Below are 22,737 nucleotides of genomic sequence, written 5' to 3'. Positions count from 1 at the left end.
GGTTGACGTGGGGTTTGTCGCCGCCTTCGGTGGGGCGGTCGCTGGAGGAGAGGTAGTGGTCGAGGATCTGCCCGAACGCGTCGGCTCTGCGCTTGGCGGGGCTGCGCGGGTCTGGGGTGCCGTCGACCGCGGGTCTGGGTTCGGTCAGGGGTGAGAGTGCGGTGAGCAGTTTTTCTCCGGTGACGGCGTCGAAGTCGCCTTTGAGTGCCAGGCGCCCGTTCAGGGTTTTGGAGGCGAAGAGTTCGTTGCGGTCGGTGTCCTCGGCGGGTGGCTTGTTGCTGCCGTAGTGGTCGCTCAAGCGGGTGATCGCTGCGCGCAGTGGGCCGGTGCGGGCTTCGGGTCCGGTCGCGGCTTTGATCAGCGCTGCCCGGGCCATATCGCGGCCCTCTTGGGGGAGGTCCTTGGGTGGGGTTTCGGCGAAGTCGAGGATCAGGGCGGCATGGTCGAGGGACATGACACCGGTGTTGACGGCGTCGGCGATGTCGGGGAAGTTCTTCAACCCGCGGGCGAGGGCGAGAATCTTGTTGGCTTTTCCTGCCGAGAGCAGGGTGGTGGAGGTGAGCCAGCCGGCGGGGCCGGGGAAGCCGAGTTTGTCTTTGCCGACGCGGGTGTCGATTTCGGCGACGAGGGCGATGCGCCGGGCTTCCAACAGTTGTATCTGATGGGAGACGTCAGCGGCGGCGGCGAGGAGTTCGTCCTCGCTCAGTTGCCAGATCGCTGTGGTCATGTCATGAAGTGTATCGAACGTGCGTTCGACTGGCAATGATGATCGAATCGAAAACTATTGCCGTGCTTAACTATTCGTGAATCGCAACGTGTCGGTGGCCCGTGGTAGAGGTCGGCTCATCGATCACTATTCGTAGTCGGTGACGAGGGTTCCCTGGTGATAGAGGATCTTCCAATCGCCGTCACGTCGCTGCCACAGCGTCATCCTGCGGGTAAGTCTTTTCTCGAGGATCAGCGTGTACGTCAACAGATAAGTTGCGGGCGCAATTTCGAGGAGCTCGAACCCGCTGGCCTCCCAGTCGGACTCGAGGCGGCCGCTGGGGTCGGACGCATACCGCTCTTCCAGAACCGACCAGACGTGTTCGCGACTGTAGCGACGACCCGACGCTCCGGTCTCCCAGAAACTAGGGTCAGTGAGGCGCTCGAAGTCTTCCCGCGAGGTGCCGCACTCGAGGCGGTGGAAGATCGGCTCTCCGTTCGAGTTCCGCGAGTACTTCATCCAGCTCAGTCGCAGAGCTGCCATCGGGCCTGCGCGCAGAATCGGCCACGGCGTCAGCCGATGGTCCCCAGCGACGCCAAGGTCTTCACCACAGCACGAGCGGCCTCGACACCCTTCTTCTCCAGGTGCGCGGTGAAGAAGGCTGTGTGGTCGGCGTGCTCGTGAAAATGGTGCGGGGTGAGCACTACGGAAAACACCGGTACGTCGGTGTCCAGCTGAACTCGCATCAGGCCGTCGATGACCGCCGTCTCGACGAAGTCGTGTCGATAGATTCCGCCGTCCACCACCAGAGCTGCAGCGACTATCGCGGAGTACTTCCCCGTCTTGGCCAACCGCTGCGCGTGCAACGGGATCTCGAAAGCTCCGGGTACCTCGAAGACGTCGATGGACGTATCGGCTTCGCCGAGCAGCTCGAGTTCGGCGGCGAACCCCACTCGCGCACGGTCGACGATATCCAGGTGCCAGCTGGCGTGAACGAATGCAATGGATCCGGCGAGTGGAATGCTCATAGGTGCGATGTTAGCGGTATCGCTCATCGAGCAAGTCGAGTGTTGCACCATCGAATTCACCGTCGAAATATTTCTGCACCACTTCACCGAAGACGGACTCCCCCTCGGTAGCTTCGGCGAACAGCGTCATGGACGAGTGCAGCTTCAGATTGTCGGGATAGCCGAAGATCTCGTCGACTGTTCGCCCCTCGACGCCGACGGTCAATCGAGCCGCCTTCCTCAGGCGAGGCCCCAGCACCTCGTGGGACAGGAACAGCTCTGCCTCGGTCAGGTCCGCGATGCCGAAGTGTTGGGCGGTCGCGCTACGCCCCAATCCCGTCAACTGCGGGAAAACGAACCACATCCAGTGCGTCTGCTTCCGGCCCGCCTTCAGCTCCTGCGTCACCGCTTTCCAGACGGGATCCTGGGCGTCGACGAAGCGTTGCAAGTCGTATTCGGTCATGCCGTTCAACTTAGTCAGGAGTGGAGCCTGCGGAACGACCAGATCAGTCAGGAGTGGAGCCTGCGGAACGACCAGATCAGTCAGGAGTGGAGCCTGCGGAACGACCAGATCAGGTGAACCCGCGCAGCAGAGTGTCGACGGTCGCATCGAGCAAGTCCTCGGCCGGGACACCGTCCAGCAGGTCACCGGTGGCCAACATGGCGACGCCGTGCACGCTCGCGAAGGCCACACGAGCGAGTATCTCGGGCGGGGCCTCGGTGATCACGCCGGCGGCAATCGCGTCTTTCAGCAGCGCTTCGGTGGCCGTCATACTGTGCTGCGCCACATCTTTCAGCTCTTCGCTGGCATCGGGATGATGCTTGGTGCTGTACATGACGTCCAGCAATTCGGGATGCTCGACGGCGAATCCGAGGTAGGCGCGCGCGACACCGCGGAACCGAGACGTCAGCTCGCCGGGGGCCGTCGACGCAGCGCCCATTCGGCGGTTCAATTCTTGAAAACCGTTCAGCGCCAATGCATCGAGCAGTGCCTGTTTGTCCCGGAAGTGGCGAGCCGGGGCGGCATGACTGACACCGACATCTCTGGCCAACTGCCGGAGCGATAGCGCTTCGACACCTCCTCGCCCAATGCTCCGTTCGGCCTCGTCGAGCAGTACCGCCCGCAAGTCACCGTGGTGGTAGCGCCGCGTTGCCATACGATCACCCTAAGCGATGTTGGCATTGACAACAATGATGGCGCTGCCTACATTTGCGTCCATGACTTCCACAGTGCTCATCACCGGAGCAAGTTCAGGCCTCGGCGAGGAATTCGCCACCCGATTCGCCGCACGCGGCGAGAACGTCGTCCTCGTGGCGCGGCGGGCCGATCGACTGGAGACGCTCGCACGCCGGATCGAAGCCGACCACGGCGTCACCGCTACCGTCGTCGCGATGGACCTGGGGGTACCGGGTGTCGGCGCGAAATTGCGAACCGCATTGACCGACAAAGGAATAACTCCCACTTCCCTCGTCAACAACGCAGGCTTCGGAACGCACGGTCGGTTCGCCGACGAGGATCCCGAGCGTGTGGCTGCAGAAATCGCGCTCAATGTGAGCGCACTGGTCGACTTGACGCACGCATTCCTGCCGACGCTGACCGGCGCACTGATCAACGTGGCGAGCACCGCCGCGTATCAGCCCACGCCCAACATGGCCGTGTACGGGGCGACGAAAGCGTTCGTGTTGAGCTTCACCGAAGCCCTGGCATTCGAGCACCGCACCTCGCCACTGAAAGTGCTCGCTCTCTCCCCGGGCCCCACGCGCACCGAATTCTTCGACGTCGTGGGATCCGAGGATGCAGCGGTAGGGAACTTTCAGACGTCCGAGCAGGTGGTCTCGACCGCCATGCGGGCGTTGGATTCTCGTCGCACCCCCGCCAGCGTCGTGTCCGGTCTGTCGAACAAGATCAGCGCGGGCAGCGTTCGCCTCGCCCCACGCGGCCTGGCGACCGTGATCAGTGGCCGCCTGCTGAAGGCGTGAAACCCCGCTAACCCCGTGTACGACGCGAATCGATCACTCCCGTATCGAATCCGGCAAGATGCAGTCCTCCGTGGAATCGAGCGTGCTCGATCTTCAGACACCGATCCATGACGACGTTCAATCCGGCTGACTCTCCGTCGCTAGCCACTTGTTCGTGCCACAGTCCGAGCTGCAGCCAGATCGTTTTCGCCCGCACTGCAGTGGTTTCGGCAAGGACTGCGGGCAGGTCGTCGTACTTGCGGAAGACGTCGACCAGATCCGGAGGCTTCGGCAGGTCCGCGAGCGTCGGATATACCGTCGTGCCCTCGATATCGGTGATCGTCGGATTGACGAGAAAAATCTCGTAGTTGCTCGTCGACGACAAATACCGGTTGACGAAGTAGCTTGCCCGCGAGGGATTCTTGGACGCGCCGACGATCGCGACGGTCTTGGTTTCCCGCAGAATGCGCTGACGTTCCTGGGCGGACGGGCCTTGCCAGGTGCTTGTCCTCACGACCGTTCCTTTCCGGTTGCCAGGGTCAGGGCCTGATCCAGGTCCCACAGAATGTCCTCGGAGTCTTCGAGTCCGACGCTGATGCGAATCAGCTCCGGACCGACGCCTGCGCCGCGCAATTGATCGTCGGAGAGCTGACGGTGTGTGGTGCTGGCCGGATGAACCACCAGAGTCCGCACATCGCCGATGTTGGCGACGTGGCTGGCAACCTGGACGCTCTCGACGAACGTCTGGCCCGCATCGCGACCTCCGTCGATTCCGAAGGCGAACACCGCACCCGGGCCGGCGGGGAGGTATCTCGACGCCCGGTCGTGATGCGAGTGGCTCTGCAGCCCCGCCCATCTCACGTAGTCGATGCGCGAATCATGTTCGAGCCACTCGGCAACGACTCTGGCATTGGCGACGTGCGCGTCCATGCGTTGCGGCAGAGTTTCCACCCCCTGGATCAACGTGAATGCCGATTGCGGTGCCAGTGCGCCGCCGATGTCGCGTAGTTGCTCACTGCGGAGCTTGGTCAGGAACCCGTACTCACCGAAGTTCCCCCACCACGACAGGCCCCCGTACGAAGCCACCGGCTCGGTCATCTGCGGGAATTTTCCTGAGCCCCAGTCGAATCGACCCGATTCGACCACCACTCCCCCGAGCGTCGAACCATGTCCGCCGAGAAACTTGGTCGCCGAATGGATCACGATGTCGGCACCGAACTCGATCGGCCTGCTCAGCCACGGCGTTGCCATCGTCGCGTCGATCACCAACGGAATCCCGTGATCGTGTGCGACGGCGGCGAGACCGTCGAGATCGGCGATCTCACCCGACGGGTTGCCGATGATCTCGGCGTAGAGGAGCTTGGTCGAATCGGTGATCGCGGCAGCGTAATCCGCCGGATCGGTGCCGGGCACGAAGGTGGTTTCGACACCGAAGCGTCGAAGCGTGACGTCCAGCTGAGTTACCGTGCCGCCGTACAGTCCAGCTGCGGCGACGATGTGATCGCCGGTACCCGCGAGCGCGGCGAACACTGCGAACTCGGCCGCCAGACCGCTGGCGAACGCGACCGCCCCGATGCCGCCTTCGAGGCTCGCGATGCGTTCCTCGAAGGCAGCGACGGTCGGGTTACCGATACGGCTGTAGACGTTGCCGTACTTCTGCAGAGCGAACAGATCACCTGCGTCCGCGGAATTCTCGAACACGTAGCTCGCCGTTTGATAGATCGGCACAGCACGCGAACCGGTGGAAGGATCGGGCCTCGCGCCGGCGTGAATTGCCCTGGTACGCAGACCGAAAGCCCGTTCGCTCATGGCCTCAGGCCGTTTCGAGGACGGTGCGGATCGGGGTGGGATTGCGCGTCAGATCCAGCACTGGGCAGTGATCGTCGGCGGCCTTCTGCAATTCCTCGTACCGTTCCCGCGTCTCGGGTCCGGTAATCGTCACGATCACCCGCACCTCACCGAATCCGGGACGTATGTCGTCGTCGAAGCCGAAGAACCCGCGTACGTCGAGGTCGCCCTCGGCCTTGGCCGTGATGTCGTTGACGACGATGCCGAGCTTCTCGGCCCAGACGCGGTAGGTGACCACTTGGCAGGACAGCAAGGACGCCAGGTAGTACTCGACCGGGTTGGCGGCTGTGCTCTCGCCGCCGAGGGCGGGCGGCTCGTCGACCTCGACGCTGAACTTGCCGAGCGTGACGGTGCTGGCGACGGCATCGTGCGCGGTGGCCGATCCGCGGAACACCACCTGGGCGTTCTTCGCGTCGGCCTGCACGGCGTCGTCGGTGGCGGCGATGACGCCGCCGAGGTGGGACACAGATGTGGTCATGAATGATCCTGTTCGATCGATAGGGTTGCCGGAACTACCCGAGGAGCGCGAAATGCTCGTCGGGGATGGGTTCGATCGACAGTTACGAACAGGAAGAAGTGCAGACCAGACACAAATCGATGGTGCGACGACGCACGAGCCTTCTGGCTGCGTCGGTCACATGTGTATCGGTCACGATGCCGACAATAGCTTACGAGAACTGATCCGCGCCGACGTCGGTCTCGTCGTCGGTGATCGCCGTGACGATGCGTGCTGCCACCGACTCAGGCGTCAGTCCCTGCGGTAGTTTCGGTGCCTCCCCGGCAATGGGTCGGGTCGCCAGACCCGTCTCGGTGTGCGGTGGACGCACGTCGACGATTCGGATTTTCGACTTACGGGCCTCGGTACGAACACTTTTCAGCAGGGCACTCGATGCGGCCTTGCTCGCCGAATAGGCACCCATGTTCGGCATCGGCTTGTCGGCCACCACCGCACTGATGTTGAGCACGAACCCGCCCTGGCCGAGCGTCTTCAACGCTTCCCGCAACACCCGCAGCGGGGCGAGGTAATTGAGCAGCAACAGTTCGTCGACGGTGTCGTCGTCCACCTCGGTGACCGGGCCGAACGCCACAACTCCGGCCGCGATGACGATCCCATCCAACCCGCCGTGGTGCTCGACGGCCTCCGCGATCACCGAGCGAGGCGAATCCGGCAGCGTGAGATCTGCATTCACCGTGTGGTGCTCCGAGGATTCCAGGCTCCGGCCGCTGACTGTCAGCCGAGCACCGGCCTGGGCGAGCTGGTCGACCAAAGGACCGCCGAGCCCGCCGCTGGCACCGAAGACGAGAATGCGTGCGCCGTCGAGAGTGGTCATACGTTCGAGGCTAACTGCCGCCCCACCAGCGCGCTGACGCTCACGAATATTCGGGTCATTCCGCAGGCTCCACTCCCGCTGACGACTAGCTCAACAGCTTCTTCTGTACCTTGCCCATCGCGTTGCGCGGAAGTGCGTCGACGACGCGAATCTCGCGGGGCCGCTTGTGGATCGACAGCTCGGTGGCCACCAGATCGATGAGTACCCGCTCCTCGACGTCCGTACCTACGACGAACGCCACGATGCGCTGGCCGAGATCGTCGTCCGGCACACCGACGACGGCGACCTCGTCGACGCTGGGGTGCCCGAGCAGCACCGTCTCGATCTCCCCCGCGCCGACGCGATAGCCGCCGGATTTGATCAGGTCCGTCGATGCTCGCCCGACGATGCGGTGGAACCCGTCGGGTTCGATGAGGGCGACGTCTCCGGTGTCGAACCAGCCGTCCTCGGTGAAGGTCTTCGCGGTCGCCTCGGGGTTGTTCAGGTAACCGTCGAACAGCATCGGGCAGCGGATCTGCAGTGCGCCGATGGATTCGCCGTCGTGCGGCAGGATTTCGCCCTGCTCGCCGCGCAACCGAGTCTCGACGCCCGCCACCGGAAGTCCCACCGAGCCGGGTCGACGCTCCCCGTCAGCGCGCGTGCTGATGGTGATGAGGGTTTCGCTCATGCCGTACCGCTCGACCGGGGCCTGGCCGGTGAGTTCGCGCAGCTTCTCGAACACCGGAACAGGCAGCGGCGCACTGCCGGACACCAGCAGCCGGGCGTCGGCGAGGGCGCGGGCAGAGCTCTCGTCGGCGGCCACCCGCGACCAGACGGTCGGCACGCCGAAGTAGAGGGAGCCGCGTGCCGCCGCGTAGAGCTCCGGGGTGGGCCTCCCGGTATGGATCAGCGGGCTGCCGAACCGTAGCGGGCCGAGCACACCGAGGATCAGCCCGTGCACGTGGAACAACGGAAGACCATGCACGACGGTGTCTTTCGATGTCCATGCCCAGGCCTGGGCCAATGCGTCGAGGCCTGTCGCAATGGCATTGCGGGAGATCAGCACGCCTTTCGGCGGGCCGGTGGTACCCGAGGTGTAGAGCACGAACGCAACCGAGGACGGCTGCGGTTCGGCGTAGCTGTGCCACGAGCGCGCGTGTTGACGCACCGGCAGAACCTCGAGGCCCGACGTCTCCGGCGGCGCTTCACCGAGCCACGCCTGTGCGCCCGAGTCGCGGAGGATGTGCTCACGTTCGGCGATACCCGCGTCGGGTGGCACCGGTATTACGGTGACCCCGGCGATCAACGCACCGACGACCGCGAGCACCGTCTTGACCGACGGTGTCGCGTAGATCGCGAGGCGGTCGGCCCGCGCGATCCGTTCGGCAACGGAGGTGGCCGCGCCCAGAATGTCGGCGCGGGAGAGCGAGACTCCGTCGATGGTGACGGCGTCGGGAATGTCGTCTCCTCGCGCAACGGCGAGTGGATTCAGTGAACGAAGCAGCACATGGCTACCGTACATACATGGACGTGGACGGAATCGACACCGGCGATTACGCCGAGTACATGACGGTCGCTGCCGGTGACCTGCAGGCGGGTGTCTATCTGATCGGAACCGACGCCGAGCAGGACGTCGATTCGGAGGACGAACTCGACCTGGATCTCGGCGAAGGGGATTCGGAGGACGACGACATCGAGATCGCCCATGTCGCCGACGGTGCCCCGAGGTTGGTGTACTCGGTGCAGTCCGACGATTTCTGGACGCGGGTAGAGCTGGCCGACCTTCGCGCCGGGCAACTCTACGAGGAAGCCCACGCGCGTAATCCCGAGGTCAACGCAGAGCCGAAACGCTTCACGACCGTCGAAGCATTCGGCAGCAACGAATTGGTCTACATTCTGCGGATCCGACGCGGCGGGTGGGATGTGAGTGACCCGGACCTCGAACCGTAGCCGGGCATTACCTGCCGCTACGCCGAGGACGCGACCGTTCCGACACCGAGGGCGACGAGGAATCCGGCACTGATGCGGTCCATCCAGTCGGTCACTGCCGGTTTGCGCAGCAACGCGACCGCACGCGATGCGACGACGGAGAACGCTCCCATCACCAGCGCGGCCACCACCACCTCGACCAGGCCGAGCGTCATGGCACCGGCGAACGTGACCACGGTGAGGAACTGAGGCACCACCGCGAGGTAGAACAGTCCGACCTTGGGATTGAGCGCGCAGGAGAGAACTCCGGCACCGAAGGCCGACCACGCGGACGCAGCGACGGGGACGAGTGGCTCACCTGCCACCTTGTTCTTGCGGCGAGCCCGAAAGGCCTTGACGCCCAGGTAGAGCAGATACAGCCCGCCCAGAATCTTGACGACGCGATACGCCGTCGCAGACTGCTCGACGATCGCTGCCAGCCCAACGGCCACCAACACGGCCCAGAACAATCCACCGATCGCCACTCCCATCGCTGCCGCGATTCCCGGCCGCAATCCGCCGATGCTGTAACGCAGCACCAGGAACGAATCGGGCCCAGGCAGGATCGCCAGCAGAAAACACACGCCGGCGAAACTGAGCAGCAGGGTGAGGGTCATGGATATATGAGAACACCCAGTTCGAGCTGGAACAACTGACGCTGAGCGCTTACCCGCGCAATCGAGCCGCAGCAGCGTCGATGCGCTCGTCCGTGGCCGTCAGAGCGATGCGCACGTGCTGTCCACCATTCGGACCGTAGAACTCCCCCGGAGCAGCGAGGATGCCGCGCTCGGCGAGCCAGTCGACGGTGTCACGGCACGGTTCGCCCCGCGTAGCCCACAGGTAGAGCCCGGCCTCGGAGTGGTCGACGGTGAATCCGGCTTCTTCGACGGCCGACTTCAGCACCGACCGCCGAGCCCGGTAACGCTCGCGTTGAATGTTCTCGTGCTCGTCGTCTGCCAGGGCCGCGGTCATGGCGGCCTGGATCGGTAGCGGCACCATCATGCCTGCATGCTTGCGCACCTCGAGCAGCTCCGCGACAAGGGACGCATCCCCGGTGACGAAGCCGGCGCGGTAGCTCGCGAGGTTCGAGGTCTTCGAAAGCGAGTGCACGGCAAGGAGGTTGGTGTGATCACCGTCGCACACGCGCGGATCGAGGACGGAGACGGCGTCCGCGTCCCAGGTCAGGCCCAGGTAGCACTCGTCGGAGACGACGATGGCGTCGCGCTCGCGCGCCCATCCGACGACCTTGCGCAGATGATCGACACCGAGCACCTTTCCCGTCGGGTTCGACGGCGAATTGACGAAGATCAGCGACGCCCGCTCCGGTCCGAGCCGATTGAGCCCGTCCGCTCGAAGGATTCGCGCACCGGCCAGCAGCGCACCCACTTCATAAGTGGGATAAGCCAGTTCGGGGATCACGACCAGATCGTCCGCTCCGAGCCCGAGCAAGGTCGGCAGCCAGGCGATCATCTCCTTGGTGCCGATGGCGGGCAGTACGGCGTCGGCCGAGATTCCGGTGATCGAGTAGCGGCGTTCCAGCGCCGCGACCGCGGACTCCCGCAACGCCGGGGTGCCCACGGTCGTCGGGTAACCGGGTTCGCCCGCAACCGAATTCAGCGCGGTGCGAATCACCTCGGCCACCGGGTCCACCGGCGTACCGACGGACAGGTTGACGATGCCATCCGGATGCGCCGACGCCTTGTCCTTGGCGGCGGTCAACGAGTCCCACGGAAAATCGGGCAGCGTCGCTGCCACCGCTCTACGTGCCAAGATCGTCAGTTCTCGCCCATGGGAGGCAGAGCCTTGATGAACGGCGGATCGTAATCGGTCTTACCCAGTTTCGCTGCGCCGCCCGGCGATCCGAGGTCGTCGAAGAAGTCGACGTTGGCACCGACGTACGCACTCCACTGCTCGGGAACGTCGTCCTCGTAGAAAATGGCCTCGACGGGGCACACGGGCTCACATGCTCCGCAGTCGACGCATTCGTCGGGGTGGATGTACAGCATTCGGTTACCCTCGTAGATGCAATCCACCGGGCACTCTTCGATGCACGCCTTGTCCAGTACATCTACGCACGGTTCTGCAATCGAGTAAGTCACTGCTGCTCTCCCCTCCTGTATCGATCGTGGGCGCTCACGCGCCCTGAGCATCCTAGTATCGCCGTCCGGACCGGAGGCAAGCCGACCAGGGTTGCCTCACCTGCCCCTTGTCGCCTATCGCCGCAGCTGCTTCTCGGTCGAGGCGGAAGCCTCACGGTGGGCGGCGAGCCACTTCCGACCCTGCTTGGCAGCCCGAGACAGCGCCCCGCGCTCCCCGAGATATCCCGCGATACCTCCGATGACCGGGATTGCGCCGATCACCCGGTAGAAGCCGCGGGGATGCGGTCGCTTCTCGAGCTCCCCGGTGACGTCGCGCAGCACGTTCGCGATCTGCCACATCCCGCGGAGCAGTGCGAACGGGCCCGATTTGGGCGACTCTTCCTTCTTCGCGGGGGCGCTGTCCGGGATGGACGTCAGGTCACGCTTGCACAGCACCGACCCGAGCAGGGCCACGTGCGTCTCGCGGTCGGTCACTCCTGATTCGCGGGCCACGGCCACGAGCACCATGGCTTGGTTGGCGAAACCGAGCAGATCCTGGATCGGCAGACGGTTGACCAGGATGCCGAACACACCGGGGAACGCCACCGCGACGGTGTTGAGGGCTCCGATGCGATTGACCCACCACTGCGAGCGCGCGTCGCCGTCGAGCTCCTCCCAGCCTGCGGTGCCCGGGAAGTCGGTGGTGTCGAAGGCCTTCGCGAGGAAGTCGATGACGTTGTCGAGAGTCGAATCGTCTTCGGAGGACTCACGGAACGTCCGACCCTTGAGACCGATCGGGTCCCGTGTGGCAAGAAGGTCGAGCACGGGATCAATGATGGCAACGGCACTGCTCAGTACCGCGGCGACTCGACGGTCGTCCATGTCAGACAAGCTCCATTTCGAAAAGGGACCTGGGGATCAGATCAAGCCGGCGACCGACACGGCCGGGGCCGGGCCGTAGGTGGTGGTGCGCTGACGAACCGGTCGTCCGATGCCGTCGGCGATCTCGTGCAGTTCCGCGACGGTCTTCTCCGAACCGTTCTCCGAACCCGCCATCCTCGAGATCGTCTCCTCCATCAGGGTCCCGCCCAGATCGTTCGCGCCTCCATTCAGCATCGCCTGTGTACCCGTGATTCCCAATTTCACCCACGATGTCTGAATGTTGTCGATTCGGCCGTGCAGCATGATTCGGGCCAGGGCATGCACCGCACGATTGTCTCGGTTGGTGGGCCCGGGCCGCGAGGCCCCGGCCAGATACAGCGGCGAGGACTGGTGCACGAACGGTAGTGGCACGAACTCGGTGAACCCACCGGTCTTGTCCTGGATCTTCTTGAGCACGTTCAGGTGACCGACCCAGTGCGAGGGGTTGTCCACGTGCCCGTACATCATCGTCGAGCTCGACCGCAGCCCCACCTCGTGCGCGGTGGTGATCACTTCGATCCACTCCGCCGCGGGCAGCTTGCCCTTGGTCAGTACCCAGCGGACCTCGTCGTCGAGGATTTCCGCGGCGGTACCCGGGATCGAATCCAACCCGGCCGCACGCAGTTCGGTGAGCCACTCACGGATCGACTGACCACCACGCGATGCTCCGTTGACGATCTCCATCGGCGAGAACGCATGCACGTGCATCGACGGCACCTTCGCCTTGACCGCCCGTACCAGATCGGCGTACCCCGTCACCGGAAGCTCGGGGTCGATACCGCCCTGCATGCAGACCTCGGTGGCACCGACGACGTGCGCTTCCCACGCCCGATCGGCGACCTCGGTGGTGGACAGGGTGAACGCATCCGCGTCACCCTTGCGCTGCGCGAACGCGCAGAAACGACAGCCGGTGTAGCAAATATTGGTGAAATTGATGTTCCGATTCACCACGTAGGTGACGGTGTCGCCGTTGACCTGCCTACGCAGATCGTCCGCAAGGGCAGCGACGGCATCCATTCCCGTGCCCTCGGCCGTCGCGAGTGCGAGGTACTGCTCGTCCGAGAGCCCGGCCGGGTCCTTCTCCGCCGCCGTCAGCGCCGACACCAGATCCCGGTCCACCCGCTCGAGTCCGGCGAGATCACGGACCTGCTCACGGATCGATTCCCAGTCACCGAACGCATTCGCCAAATCCGAACGAGTCTCGGTGTTCCGGCCCTGCGTGTCGATCTCGGTGTTCAGATCGACACGGCCCGAGGACTCCCACTGTTCGTCCGGCTCCTGCCACGGCAGACCGGTGGGGTTCACACCGGCGCGCGCCATCCCGGTCTCGGGATCGGCGAGTGCCCGCACGTGCGCCGAAATCCGCGGATCGATCCACGGCGCACCGGCGAGCACGTACTGGGGCTGCGCTGCGGTACGTTCCACCAAGCGACAACCCGCGCTCGCGGACAACTCGGCGAGGGTGTCGAGGTTCGGCCACGGCCGCTCCGGGTTCACGTGATCGGGGGTCAGCGGCGAGACCCCGCCCCAATCGTCGACGCCGGCACCGAGCAGCGCCGCGGTCTCCTCCGGTTCGACCAGGTTCGGCGGAGCCTGAATCCGCATCGACGGGCCCACCACCATGCGGGTCACCGCGATCGTCGCCAGAAACTCTTCCAACCCCGCGTCGGGCACCGACCGCATCGCGGTATCGGACTTGGCCAGGAAGTTCTGCACGATGATTTCCTGCACGTGCCCGAAAGACTTGTGCACCTTACGAATTGCCATGATCGACTCGGCCCGATCACGCAACGTCTCACCGATCCCGACGAGAATGCCCGTCGTGAACGGGATATTGAGCCGACCCGCGTCGGTCAGCGTTCGCAACCGCACCTCGGGATCCTTGTCGGGGCTGCCGTAATGAGCCTGCCCCTTCTCCTCGAACAACCGACGCGAGGTCGTCTCGAGCATCATCCCCATCGACGGTGCCACCGGTTTGAGTCGCGAAAGCTCCTGCCACGACATCACTCCCGGATTGAGGTGTGGCAGCAGCCCGGTCTCCTCGAGCACCCGGATCGACATGGCACGCACATAGTCGAGCGTCGAATCGTAGCCGCGGGAATCGAGCCACTCCTTGGCCTCGGGCCACCGCTCCTCTGGGCGGTCTCCGAGAGTGAACAATGCTTCCTTGCACCCCAACGCAGCACCCTTGCGGGCGACGTCGATGATCTCGTCGGGATCCATGAACATCCCGTGACCGGCAGCATTGAGCTTGCCCGGCACCGTGACGAACGTGCAGTAATGACATTTGTCGCGGCACAGGCGGGTGATCGGTACGAATACCTTGCGGGAGTACGACACCGTCTTCGGCCGGCCCGCGGATTCGAGTCCGGCATCGCGCACCCGAGACGCCGAGGCCATCAGATCGGTCAGATCCTCACCACGGGCGTGCAGCAACACCGTGGCTTCGTCGACGTTGAGCGACACACCATCGCGAGCGCGACGCAACACTCGTCGCATCGCGGAGGGGGCAGGTGCAGAGTCAGGTAGAGAAGTCACCCGTCGATCATGCGCCTTCGTGGTACGGCCGTGCCACCCGCGGTGGCGACGGCTGTCGCCGTCGTGCGCCTTTTGCATACCTGGAGGGGTGCAAAAGGCGCACGACGGGTGGTGGATGCCACAGGACACCTCTAGGTTTGTACCCGTGACAACGATGACAGATCCGCAGTGTCGACCGTCCCCGCGTGCACGTCTTCTCTGGGCCCTGAGTGCAGGTCTGCTGTGGCTGCCGGTCTTCATCGCGCAGATCGTCTGGGCCGTCGTCGACTCTCGGTGGACGACGTGGCCGCACGGTGCCGTCCTCGTCGCCTCGATCGTGCTGGCCGCACTGCACATCGCGGTCGTGCCGCAGTGGCGGTATCGCGTGCATCGATGGGAGATCAGCGAGACAGCGGTCTACACCCGCACCGGCTGGCTCAGCCAGGAGCGACGCATCGCGCCGATCTCGCGAGTGCAGACGGTCGACACCGAGCGTGGACCGCTCGATCGCCTGCTCGGGTTGGCCACGGTCACCGTCACGACCGCGTCATCTGCCGGAGCGGTGAAAATAACCGCGCTGAATCAGGACGTCGCGGACAAGACGGTCGCCCGACTGACCGACATCGCCGGCCGCACCGTCGGAGACGCAACGTGACCTCGGGCAGCACCGACCAACAGGAAGAACTGCTCGCCGTCGAGGACGAGCAGCCGTGGCTGCGTCTGGACAAGCGGATGCTGCTGGTGCATCCGGTGAACGAGGCCATCAAGATTCTGCCGGTGCTGCTGGTGTCGTTCTTCCTCGGCAGCCAGAGTGGCAACCATTTCTGGAGTCTCGGCATCCTCGCGGTCGTCGTCGTGTTCGCGATCCTGCGATGGTTCACCACCAGCTACCGGATCGGCCCGGTGCACGTACAACTGCGCAGCGGGGTATTGCAGAAAAAGCTTCTGTCCATCCCGCGCAACAGAATTCGCTCGGTCGACGTGGAAGCGAACGTACTGCACCGGGTGCTCGGACTGTCCATCCTGCGGATCGGTACCGGCCAGCAGGCGGGCAAGGGCGAAGCCTTCGAACTCAACGCACTCGACACCTCTCTCGTGCCGGCACTCCGCGGAGATCTGCTGCAGCGAGTGTCGGGGCAGATCCCGGCGACCGACGGTATGCCCACGGCGGCGACGGATCCCGGTGTGGAGATCGCACACTGGCAGTTCTCGTGGGTGCGGTTCGCACCGTTCTCGATCACCGGCATCGTCACCATCGCCGCAGCCGTCGGCGTGCTGTTCCAGTACGGGCTGGGCCAGAGACTGGCCGAGTCGTCGGTGGTCTCGAACAGCATCGACTCGGCCGAGCAGTTCGGAATCGCGATGTTCGTTGTCGCCGCGCTGGTGGCATTGCTCGTCGTGTCGAGCATCTTCGCGTGTGTCCGCTACCTGTTGACCTACGGCAATTTGACGGTCACCGATCAGGGGCGAACGCTGCACGTCAGCCACGGATTGCTGCGCACGCGCCAGTCGACACTCGATCGCAAGCGACTTCGCGGCACCTCGCTGTCCCAACCGCTCCTGCTGCGTGCGGTGAACGGGGCCGGACTCGACGCCATCATGACCGGCGTCAGTGCCGAGAAGAAGGAATCGTCCCTGCTGCTCCCCCAGGCCCCGCGCGTCGAGGCTCTGCGCATGATGACCACGGTGCTCGGCGATGCCGGTCTGCACGGCGCTGCCGAGCGGCCCCTGCTCCGACACGGGCCCGCTGCGCGCCGACGCCGGTACACCCGTGCGCTTGCGCCACTACTGGTACTCGCGGCGGGTGTGGGAATTGCGCAGTATGTCGGCGCACCCATCCCGCTTCTCGTCTGGATCGTGCTCGCGATGCTGTTCGTGGCCGGCGTGGGGTTGGCGCACGATCGCTACCGCGGCCTCGGCCATGCGGTGCTACCGGGCTGGCTGATCACCCAGCACGGCTCGCTCGACAGGAGCCGACACAGCCTCGAGGCAGCGGGAATCATCGGCTGGACCGTGCGGCAGACTTTCTTCCAGCGCCGCGCCGGGGTGGCCACCATCGTCGCCGCAACGCCTGCTGGCGTCGGACACTACGAAGTGGTCGACATTCCCGTCGAGAACGCGTGGGCGATGATCGACGCCGTGACCCCCGGGGCCGGAGACATCTGGCTCCGCAGGAACTGACATGAGGAAGGCGCGTCCACAGACCGTCGGGCAGCTCGATCTGGCGGTGTCACAGTGCCGCGCCTGCCCTCGCCTGGTCCAGTGGCGCGAGCAGATCGCCACCGAGAAGCGCGCGGCATTTGCGGACGAAAACTATTGGGGCAAAGCAGTTCCCGGATTCGGTCCGGACGATGCGTCCATGCTGATCGTGGGGCTGGCACCGGCGGCACACGGCGCGAACCGCACCGGCAGGATGTTCACCGGCGACAGAAGCGGGGACGTGCTGTACCGCGCAATGCACGCGGTCGGACTGGCAAGTCAGCCCACGGCAACGCATATCGGAGACGGATTGACGCTCAACGGGGTTCGAATCACCGCTCCGGTGCACTGTGCTCCCCCGCAGAACAAGCCGACGCCCGCCGAGCGAGACAGATGCAAGCCCTGGTTGGGTGACGAATTGCGACTACTGCGCCCGACGCTACGATCGGTGCTCGTTCTCGGTGCCTTCGGTTGGCAATCCCTGCTGCCGATACTGGCTGCCAGCGGGTGGGAAGTACCCAGGCCCGCACCGAAGTTCGGCCATGGAGTTCGACTCGATTTGGGATCGATCACCGTGTTCGCCAGCTATCACGTGAGCCAGCGAAACACCTTCACCGGACTGTTGACTCCGACGATGATCGAGGACGTGCTACGTGATGCGGGTCGGCATGCACGCTTGCTGTGATCGCCTTCAAGCGGAACATGAACAGCAACACTCCGGGCGGCCCTGCCCCGGCGATGATCAGCACCATGGTGCGCCAGTCCGCGAGCAACAGAACGTCGCCGCCCGGGCCGCCGAACATGCACGCCGCCACCGCGACGAACCATCCGGCCAGTGGTGACGCCACCCAGATCGGACGTTCGGCGACTTTGCGCGCGGCCATGATCAACGCCACGTTGGCGATGCCGCCGAGCACTGCACTGATGGGGAATTGCACCGAACCGAGGTAGGTCGGCAGGAAGAAGACCGACAGAATTCCGGACAGAAAGCCGTCGAACACCAGTACTGCGACGGTAGCCCAGGACACCAGGGCGACAGTATTGGACGCGGCCTTCGAGATCATGCGCCCAATACTGCCTTGACCCCGGTTGTTTCAGTGCACCGCATTCAAAAAACCGGGCATCGGCACTCAGGAAACCGGCGGATAGCCCAGCGAGGTGAGCAGATTGCTCGCACCCATGGCGATCTGGCCCAGAACGTACTGGTACAGATCTGCCTGTGCGCCGAACTGCGGCTTGAGAGAATCGACGAACGCGACGATTGCGTCCTGCACTACCCAGTTGTACATAAGTGTTCCGCCCCTGCTGTGGTGAGATCAGTTCTCTGATCGATTCAGTGATGCGGAGCACAGCTTAGTACGCCGGAGAACAGATCGGTCTCCCTGCCCGTCTCATCGGCACCGAGCTCGCCTCTGACGAGTACGTACTGCTCGTCCAGCAGTATCGGTTGGGCGATGTCGTTGGACAGTGCGTACTCACTTCCCGACGGTGCGACGGTCACCTGGGTGGCGTGTGCGCGCAGCGCGTCGCGCTTGGCGCCGAGCACACCGCGTATGTCGACGCTGGTGGTGATCATGTTCTCGGGCACGCTCGGAAGCTCACCCTCGGCAGGGAGTCGCCATCCGGCCGGAATGTCGTCGATCGCGGCAAGTCCCGATTGCAACTGCTCGTGGCCGGTGACGGTCCAGTAGAACTTCGACACCTCCCACGGCGACCCGGCCCGAGGGTACGACTGCGTCCCGCAGACCTCGACCGCCTCGGTCACCAGCGAATGCACCTGCTGATGATCCGGGTGACCGTAACCGCCCTCGGGATCGTATCCGATCACGACCTGCGGCCGTAGCTCGCGCATGACCTTCACCAGGGCTCCGAGGGCCTCGTCGCGGTCGGCGTTGACGAATGCACGCCGATTGCGTGCGGCCGACGTCCCGGCCATCCCCGAGTCACGCCAGCGGCCCGCCCACCGAGGAACCGAGGCGGGTTGGCGCCGAGCGCCGCGAGCGCGCGGTGCAGTTCCAGAATGCGATAGCCACCGAGCTGATCTGCACGGTCGACGACCAGATCGGCCCACGCCTCGCCGATCACTTCCCCCTCCTCACCGAGCGAGCAGGTCAGCACCGTAACGTCGGCACCGGCCCGCACATAGTGGGCGATGGTGCCGCCGGTGGTGATGGTCTCGTCGTCCGGATGGGCATGGACCAGGAGCAACCGCTGCGGCTCCGTCATCGCCTGCTCCGTCATCACAGGTGCTCTGTCGTCGGTCATCGGCTCACTTCTTCGTTGCTCGCGGTCACCGGGGCGTCCGCATCCATTGCGCGGCGTCCGAAAAAATGCCCACCTCGACGGGGCCCGTCAACGAGACGCCGCTGATACCGGGAACTGCCGCCACCACCGACGAGTCCTGCATGATCGGCAGCGTCGACGCCAGCGACCACAGCTCGGGCTCGACTTCGCTTCGAATCTCGGACGAATCGAGACCGCTCGCGAGAGCCCTGTCGATCGTCGCTTGAAGTTCCGGTACGCACAAGCCCGACAGGTTGCGCGGAGCCTGTACGGCGGAAGCGCCGTCCGGGGTCGGGTCCGCGACACAGCCGAATCGCGAGGCCAGCGCCGTCGCCGGGTCGACACCCGCACTGGTCCACCCGACCACCGCATCGACGATGCCATCGGTCAACGCCGTCGAATACAACTGATCGGCAGGCAGCGGAGTCACTGTCGCATCGATGCCTGCCCCGACGAGTTCGTCCGCGGCTGTTCCGGCGACAGCGAGCGCGGTGTCGTCGTCCTCGACGGCACCGATCACGAACCGCAACGCGGTGCCGGTCGCGTCCGCGAGGCGGTCGACTCCCGGCACCGGAGCGCTGGTCGTCGCAGCCGCGCCGGTGGGGTCGGCACCGTCCGTCGGAACACTCGTCGTCGGGGCAGCGGTGGTGGATGTGGCCGGGCTCGGAGTCGATGTCACCAACGCGTCGGGTGTCGGGACGAAGCCGGCACCTCGAAGCAGGTCGAGGGCAGCCGTTGTGCCGATGGGTGCGGGCTCCGTCGCGGTGTATCCGGGATCGGAGGGAGAGGACAGCTGCGCCGCGGCTCGGCGATCCGTCGCGCCGCCCGATCCGACGGTGGCCAGCAAATTCGGATCGAGCAGACCGAAGATTCCCTGCCGCACAGCAGGATCGGCCATGTTCGGCGCTCGCCCGTTCACTGTCATCGACAGCACCCGCGATTGCCGAATGGTATCGGTCCGCACGCCGGGAATCGCCGAGAGCTGGGCCCGTAGGGCCGAGTCGCCGCGAACCTGGGCGATCTGCGCGTCACTCGACCGCAGAGAATCGGCGAGCTGAGCAGGGGAACCGCCTCGTCGGATGAGGATCCGATCGGGCGTTGCAGGCTCGCCCCAGAATCGATCGTTGCGTTCGAGCAGAATCTCGTCCCGGCCCTGGTCGACAGTCTTGATGTTGAACCGGGCACCGGAGACCGGCACGGTGTCGTTGAGGGCACCTTGGAAACCGCCGGGCGAGTCCTTGAGCAGGTGCGAGGGCACCAGGTCCGTGAACAGACGTTGCCACGCCGCATACGGAGAACCGAGCGTCACATCGACCGTTTTGCCGCCGCCCGAGGACGCGACGTCGGTGATCAGCGCGTATCCCGCAGAATCGACGACGCCGGGCTGAGTGATCATCTCCTGCCACAGATAGCGGAAATCCTCCGCGGTGATCGGCGCACTGTCGGACCACTGAGCTGCGTTCTGCAGCTGATACCGAATGGTGAACGGAGATTGCGAGGTCACCTCGGCCGAGATCAACAACGACATATCCGGCTCCCAGGTGGTCACCCCGGTCTCGGGATTGCGAACTGGGCGGAAGGGACTGGGCAGCACCAGGGAACTGACCGCTGCCGTCGCAGGCGATTGGTCTGCCAGCAGGTGCGGGTTGAATCCGATGCCCACATCGTCGATGGCGACGACCACCGGATCACCGGTCTTGGCCGGAACCATCGTCGTGCTGACCGGAGTCTCCACGCTCTCGATGGGCGGCGGCGGATCCGCCGTGCACGCGGTGAGAACCAGAGCAATGGCAGAAACCAGAACCATCGGCATCAGCACCGTGCGCAACGAGGATCTCCTTCGTGGTGGGCTACCGGTACGACAGAAGCGACGCCCCACGAATGTGACACGCCGCTTCTCCCGCACGGATGATTCTTACAGAGCAGCCTTGTCGCGAGTCTTGCTGCGCGAACGCTCGCGGGCCCGCTCGTTGGAATCGAGATGCACCTTGCGCACGCGGACGACCTCGGGGGTCACCTCGACGCACTCGTCGCCTGCACAGAACTCCATGGCCATTTCCAGGTCCAGCTTCTTCGGCTTGGCCAGGGTCTCCATGACGTCTGCGGAAGACTGACGCATGTTGGTCAGCTTCTTCTCGCGGGTGACGTTGATATCGAGATCTTCCTGACGCGGGTTGATACCCACGACCATGCCCTCGTAGGTGTCGGCACCCGGCTCGACGAAGAACGTGCCACGGTCGGCCAGCTGGATCATCGCGAACGGGGTGACGCTGCCGTGGCGGTCGGATACGAGCGAGCCGGTGTGACGCGCACGAATCTCGCCTGCCCACGGTGCGTAACCGTGGAAGACGGCGTTGGCGATACCGGTGCCGCGGGTGTCGGTGAGGAACTCGGTACGGAAACCGATCAGGCCACGCGAAGGAACGATGAATTCCATGCGAACCCAGCCTGCGCCGTGGTTCGTCATCTGCACCATCTTGCCCTTGCGGGCTGCGAGCAGCTGAGTGACAGCGCCGAGGTATTCCTCCGGTGTGTCGACCATCAGCTCTTCGAAGGGCTCGTGCAGTTTGCCGTCGACCTGCTGGGTGACCACCTGGGGCTTGCCGACGGTGAGCTCGAAGCCTTCGCGACGCATCTGCTCGACGAGGATGGCGAGCGCGAGCTCACCACGACCCTGGACCTCCCAGGCATCGGGGCGACCGATGTCGAGAACCTTGAGCGAGACGTTACCGATGAGCTCCTGGTCCAGGCGGCTCTTGACCATGCGCGAGGTGAGCTTGTGACCACTGACGCGTCCGACGAGCGGGCTCGTGTTGGTGCCGATGGTGACCGAGATGGCCGGCTGGTCGACGGTGATGCGCGGCAGAGCGACCGGATTTTCCAGATCGGCGAGGGTGTCGCCGATCATGATGTCCGGGAAGCCTGCGACGGCGACGATGTCGCCTGCGACACCCTTCTCGCCGGGCACGCGCTCGACACCGACGGTGTTGAGCAGCTCGGTGATCTTCGCCTTCTGGACGACGGGCTCGCCGTCGACCTCACGCATCCAGCTCACGGTCTGTCCCTTGGAGAGCTGACCGTTGTGGATACGAACCAGGGCGAGGCGGCCGAGGAACGCCGAGGCGTCGAGGTTGGTGACGTGCGCCTGCAGCGGCGCATCGACGTTGCCCTTGGGAGCCGGCACGTAGCTGAGGAGCACCTCGAACAGCTCGTCGAGGTTCTCGGCGTCGGGAGCATGGCCGTTTTCGGGCTGAACGCGCGACGCCTTGCCCTCACGGCCGGAGGCGTAGAGAACGGGGAGGTCGAGTGCGAGCTCGGCTGCCTCGGACGCCTCGTCGTCGAGATCGGAGGCGAGATCGAGGAGCAGATCGTGGCTCTCCGAGACGACCTCTTCGATACGCGCGTCGGGACGGTCGGTCTTGTTGACGACCAGAATGACGGGCAACGACGCGGCGAGCGCCTTGCGCAGCACGAAACGCGTCTGCGGCAGCGGGCCCTCGGAGGCATCGACGAGCAGAACGACACCGTCGACCATGGACAGGCCGCGCTCGACCTCGCCGCCGAAGTCGGCGTGGCCAGGGGTGTCGATCACGTTGATGACGGTGATGGTGCCGTCGGCATTGCGCTTGTGAACGGCCGTGTTCTTGGCCAGGATCGTGATGCCTTTTTCTTTTTCGAGGTCACCCGAGTCCATGACACGGTCGATCGCTTCGGCACGTTCCTCGAACGCGCCGGACTGCCGAAGCATGGCGTCGACCAGGGTGGTCTTGCCATGGTCGACGTGTGCAACGATGGCTACGTTGCGGAAAGTGGTGGTGCTGTCGATGTTGTCTGCACTGCTTGGGGCGCTCACGCGAAAAATTCTCCTGGAGTCGAATGCGGGCTCTTGTTCGCTAGCGTGCTTATGTCGCTAGAGAAGCGCGCTGCACCGCGAGGTTCTC

General features: G+C 64.8%; 24 protein-coding genes and 1 pseudogene. 5 read left to right on the top strand and 20 right to left on the bottom strand.

The genetic code is table 11. The annotated features are described in order from the left end of the window. The 5 genes from RHODMAR_RS10560 to RHODMAR_RS10540 form a co-directional block, all read right to left on the bottom strand. On the bottom strand, positions 1 to 727 hold a 727-nt coding region (locus tag RHODMAR_RS10560), incomplete at its 3' end, for a DUF222 domain-containing protein (protein WP_008714251.1). A gap of 126 nt (positions 728 to 853) precedes the next feature. After that, positions 854 to 1,249: a nuclear transport factor 2 family protein gene (locus tag RHODMAR_RS10555; RefSeq protein ID WP_232433621.1), complete on the bottom strand. Its 396-nt coding sequence runs from the start codon at positions 1,247 to 1,249 to the stop codon at positions 854 to 856. Between the two features lie 29 nt (positions 1,250 to 1,278). After that, positions 1,279 to 1,734, bottom strand: a complete 456-nt coding sequence (locus RHODMAR_RS10550; RefSeq protein WP_042938698.1) for a 6,7-dimethyl-8-ribityllumazine synthase — start codon at positions 1,732 to 1,734, stop codon at positions 1,279 to 1,281. Between the two features lie 10 nt (positions 1,735 to 1,744). Further along, a complete protein-coding gene (locus RHODMAR_RS10545) occupies positions 1,745 to 2,176 on the bottom strand; it encodes a DUF1810 domain-containing protein (RefSeq protein ID WP_008714245.1) in 432 nt (143 codons plus the stop codon). A 109-nt stretch (positions 2,177 to 2,285) separates the two neighbouring features. Continuing rightward, positions 2,286 to 2,870 carry a TetR/AcrR family transcriptional regulator gene (locus RHODMAR_RS10540; RefSeq protein WP_008714243.1) on the bottom strand — a complete coding sequence of 195 codons (585 nt, stop codon included), beginning with the start codon at positions 2,868 to 2,870 and terminating at the stop codon, positions 2,286 to 2,288. Positions 2,871 to 2,931: 61 nt separating this feature from the next. On the opposite strand from RHODMAR_RS10540, the gene RHODMAR_RS10535 reads away from it, so the two are divergent. Further along, positions 2,932 to 3,693: an SDR family NAD(P)-dependent oxidoreductase gene (locus RHODMAR_RS10535; protein ID WP_042938695.1), complete on the top strand. Its 762-nt coding sequence runs from the start codon at positions 2,932 to 2,934 to the stop codon at positions 3,691 to 3,693. 7 nt (positions 3,694 to 3,700) lie between these two features. Here the strand turns inward: RHODMAR_RS10535 and RHODMAR_RS10530 are convergent, their stop codons facing one another. The 5 genes from RHODMAR_RS10530 to RHODMAR_RS10510 form a co-directional block, all read right to left on the bottom strand. After that, a complete protein-coding gene (locus tag RHODMAR_RS10530) occupies positions 3,701 to 4,186 on the bottom strand; it encodes a CoA-binding protein (RefSeq protein ID WP_008714239.1) in 486 nt (161 codons plus the stop codon). Then, on the bottom strand, positions 4,183 to 5,481 hold the full coding sequence (locus tag RHODMAR_RS10525) for an O-acetylhomoserine aminocarboxypropyltransferase/cysteine synthase family protein (RefSeq protein WP_008714238.1): 1,299 nt from the start codon (positions 5,479 to 5,481) through the stop codon (positions 4,183 to 4,185). Before RHODMAR_RS10525 ends, RHODMAR_RS10530 begins: the two co-directional genes overlap by 4 nt. A gap of 4 nt (positions 5,482 to 5,485) precedes the next feature. Then, positions 5,486 to 5,998 carry an OsmC family protein gene (locus RHODMAR_RS10520; protein ID WP_008714235.1) on the bottom strand — a complete coding sequence of 171 codons (513 nt, stop codon included), beginning with the start codon at positions 5,996 to 5,998 and terminating at the stop codon, positions 5,486 to 5,488. A gap of 190 nt (positions 5,999 to 6,188) precedes the next feature. Beyond that, positions 6,189 to 6,851: an SDR family NAD(P)-dependent oxidoreductase gene (locus RHODMAR_RS10515; protein ID WP_008714233.1), complete on the bottom strand. Its 663-nt coding sequence runs from the start codon at positions 6,849 to 6,851 to the stop codon at positions 6,189 to 6,191. An 85-nt stretch (positions 6,852 to 6,936) separates the two neighbouring features. Then, positions 6,937 to 8,352 carry an acyl-CoA synthetase gene (locus tag RHODMAR_RS10510; RefSeq protein ID WP_008714231.1) on the bottom strand — a complete coding sequence of 472 codons (1,416 nt, stop codon included), beginning with the start codon at positions 8,350 to 8,352 and terminating at the stop codon, positions 6,937 to 6,939. A 2-nt stretch (positions 8,353 to 8,354) separates the two neighbouring features. Here RHODMAR_RS10510 and RHODMAR_RS10505 point away from each other — a divergent pair, with 2 nt between their 5' ends. Next, entirely contained in the window at positions 8,355 to 8,780 is a 426-nt protein-coding gene (locus tag RHODMAR_RS10505) for a hypothetical protein (protein WP_008714229.1), read from the top strand. A gap of 17 nt (positions 8,781 to 8,797) precedes the next feature. Here the strand turns inward: RHODMAR_RS10505 and RHODMAR_RS10500 are convergent, their stop codons facing one another. The 5 genes from RHODMAR_RS10500 to RHODMAR_RS10480 all read right to left on the bottom strand — a co-directional run bounded on the left by RHODMAR_RS10500 (position 8,798) and on the right by RHODMAR_RS10480 (position 14,413). Beyond that, on the bottom strand, positions 8,798 to 9,415 hold the full coding sequence (locus RHODMAR_RS10500) for a LysE family translocator (protein ID WP_008714227.1): 618 nt from the start codon (positions 9,413 to 9,415) through the stop codon (positions 8,798 to 8,800). Positions 9,416 to 9,464: 49 nt separating this feature from the next. Further along, positions 9,465 to 10,568 (bottom strand): succinyldiaminopimelate transaminase, encoded by a 1,104-nt coding sequence (gene dapC / locus RHODMAR_RS10495; protein WP_042938692.1) that lies wholly within the window; start codon positions 10,566 to 10,568, stop codon positions 9,465 to 9,467. 5 nt (positions 10,569 to 10,573) lie between these two features. Then, a complete protein-coding gene (fdxA, locus tag RHODMAR_RS10490) occupies positions 10,574 to 10,897 on the bottom strand; it encodes a ferredoxin (protein ID WP_008714223.1) in 324 nt (107 codons plus the stop codon). A gap of 114 nt (positions 10,898 to 11,011) precedes the next feature. After that, positions 11,012 to 11,758, bottom strand: coding sequence for a hypothetical protein (locus RHODMAR_RS10485; RefSeq protein WP_008714221.1), 747 nt, complete (start codon positions 11,756 to 11,758; stop codon positions 11,012 to 11,014). A gap of 36 nt (positions 11,759 to 11,794) precedes the next feature. Next, positions 11,795 to 14,413, bottom strand: a complete 2,619-nt coding sequence (locus tag RHODMAR_RS10480) for a bifunctional FO biosynthesis protein CofGH (protein WP_442970047.1) — start codon at positions 14,411 to 14,413, stop codon at positions 11,795 to 11,797. A gap of 76 nt (positions 14,414 to 14,489) precedes the next feature. Between RHODMAR_RS10480 and RHODMAR_RS10475 the strand changes: the two genes are divergently transcribed. From RHODMAR_RS10475 to RHODMAR_RS10465, 3 genes are all read left to right on the top strand, one after another. After that, positions 14,490 to 14,969: a PH domain-containing protein gene (locus RHODMAR_RS10475; RefSeq protein WP_086000252.1), complete on the top strand. Its 480-nt coding sequence runs from the start codon at positions 14,490 to 14,492 to the stop codon at positions 14,967 to 14,969. A gap of 77 nt (positions 14,970 to 15,046) precedes the next feature. Next, positions 15,047 to 16,495: a PH domain-containing protein gene (locus RHODMAR_RS10470; RefSeq protein ID WP_081605961.1), complete on the top strand. Its 1,449-nt coding sequence runs from the start codon at positions 15,047 to 15,049 to the stop codon at positions 16,493 to 16,495. A 1-nt stretch (position 16,496) separates the two neighbouring features. Continuing rightward, positions 16,497 to 17,198 (top strand): uracil-DNA glycosylase, encoded by a 702-nt coding sequence (locus tag RHODMAR_RS10465; RefSeq protein WP_008714216.1) that lies wholly within the window; start codon positions 16,497 to 16,499, stop codon positions 17,196 to 17,198. Here the strand turns inward: RHODMAR_RS10465 and RHODMAR_RS10460 are convergent. The 5 genes and pseudogenes from RHODMAR_RS10460 to typA form a co-directional block, all read right to left on the bottom strand. Then, positions 17,125 to 17,577 (bottom strand): hypothetical protein, encoded by a 453-nt coding sequence (locus tag RHODMAR_RS10460; RefSeq protein ID WP_008714215.1) that lies wholly within the window; start codon positions 17,575 to 17,577, stop codon positions 17,125 to 17,127. The genes RHODMAR_RS10465 and RHODMAR_RS10460 overlap by 74 nt on opposite strands. A gap of 66 nt (positions 17,578 to 17,643) precedes the next feature. Continuing rightward, positions 17,644 to 17,802 carry a hypothetical protein gene (locus RHODMAR_RS28660; protein WP_008714214.1) on the bottom strand — a complete coding sequence of 53 codons (159 nt, stop codon included), beginning with the start codon at positions 17,800 to 17,802 and terminating at the stop codon, positions 17,644 to 17,646. Between the two features lie 44 nt (positions 17,803 to 17,846). Continuing rightward, positions 17,847 to 18,739: pseudogene (gene mshB, locus RHODMAR_RS10455) on the bottom strand (N-acetyl-1-D-myo-inositol-2-amino-2-deoxy-alpha-D-glucopyranoside deacetylase). Between the two features lie 64 nt (positions 18,740 to 18,803). Continuing rightward, positions 18,804 to 20,609 carry an ABC transporter family substrate-binding protein gene (locus RHODMAR_RS10450; protein WP_042938711.1) on the bottom strand — a complete coding sequence of 602 codons (1,806 nt, stop codon included), beginning with the start codon at positions 20,607 to 20,609 and terminating at the stop codon, positions 18,804 to 18,806. A gap of 102 nt (positions 20,610 to 20,711) precedes the next feature. Beyond that, positions 20,712 to 22,649, bottom strand: a complete 1,938-nt coding sequence (typA, locus tag RHODMAR_RS10445; protein WP_008714209.1) for a translational GTPase TypA — start codon at positions 22,647 to 22,649, stop codon at positions 20,712 to 20,714. Positions 22,650 to 22,737 lie beyond the last annotated feature (88 nt).

Source organism: Rhodococcus sp. AW25M09 (assembly GCF_000333955.1).
Lineage (GTDB): Bacteria > Actinomycetota > Actinomycetes > Mycobacteriales > Mycobacteriaceae > Rhodococcoides.
Note: the sequence above shows the minus strand (reverse complement) of the source record. Positions and strands in the feature narration are given on the sequence as shown.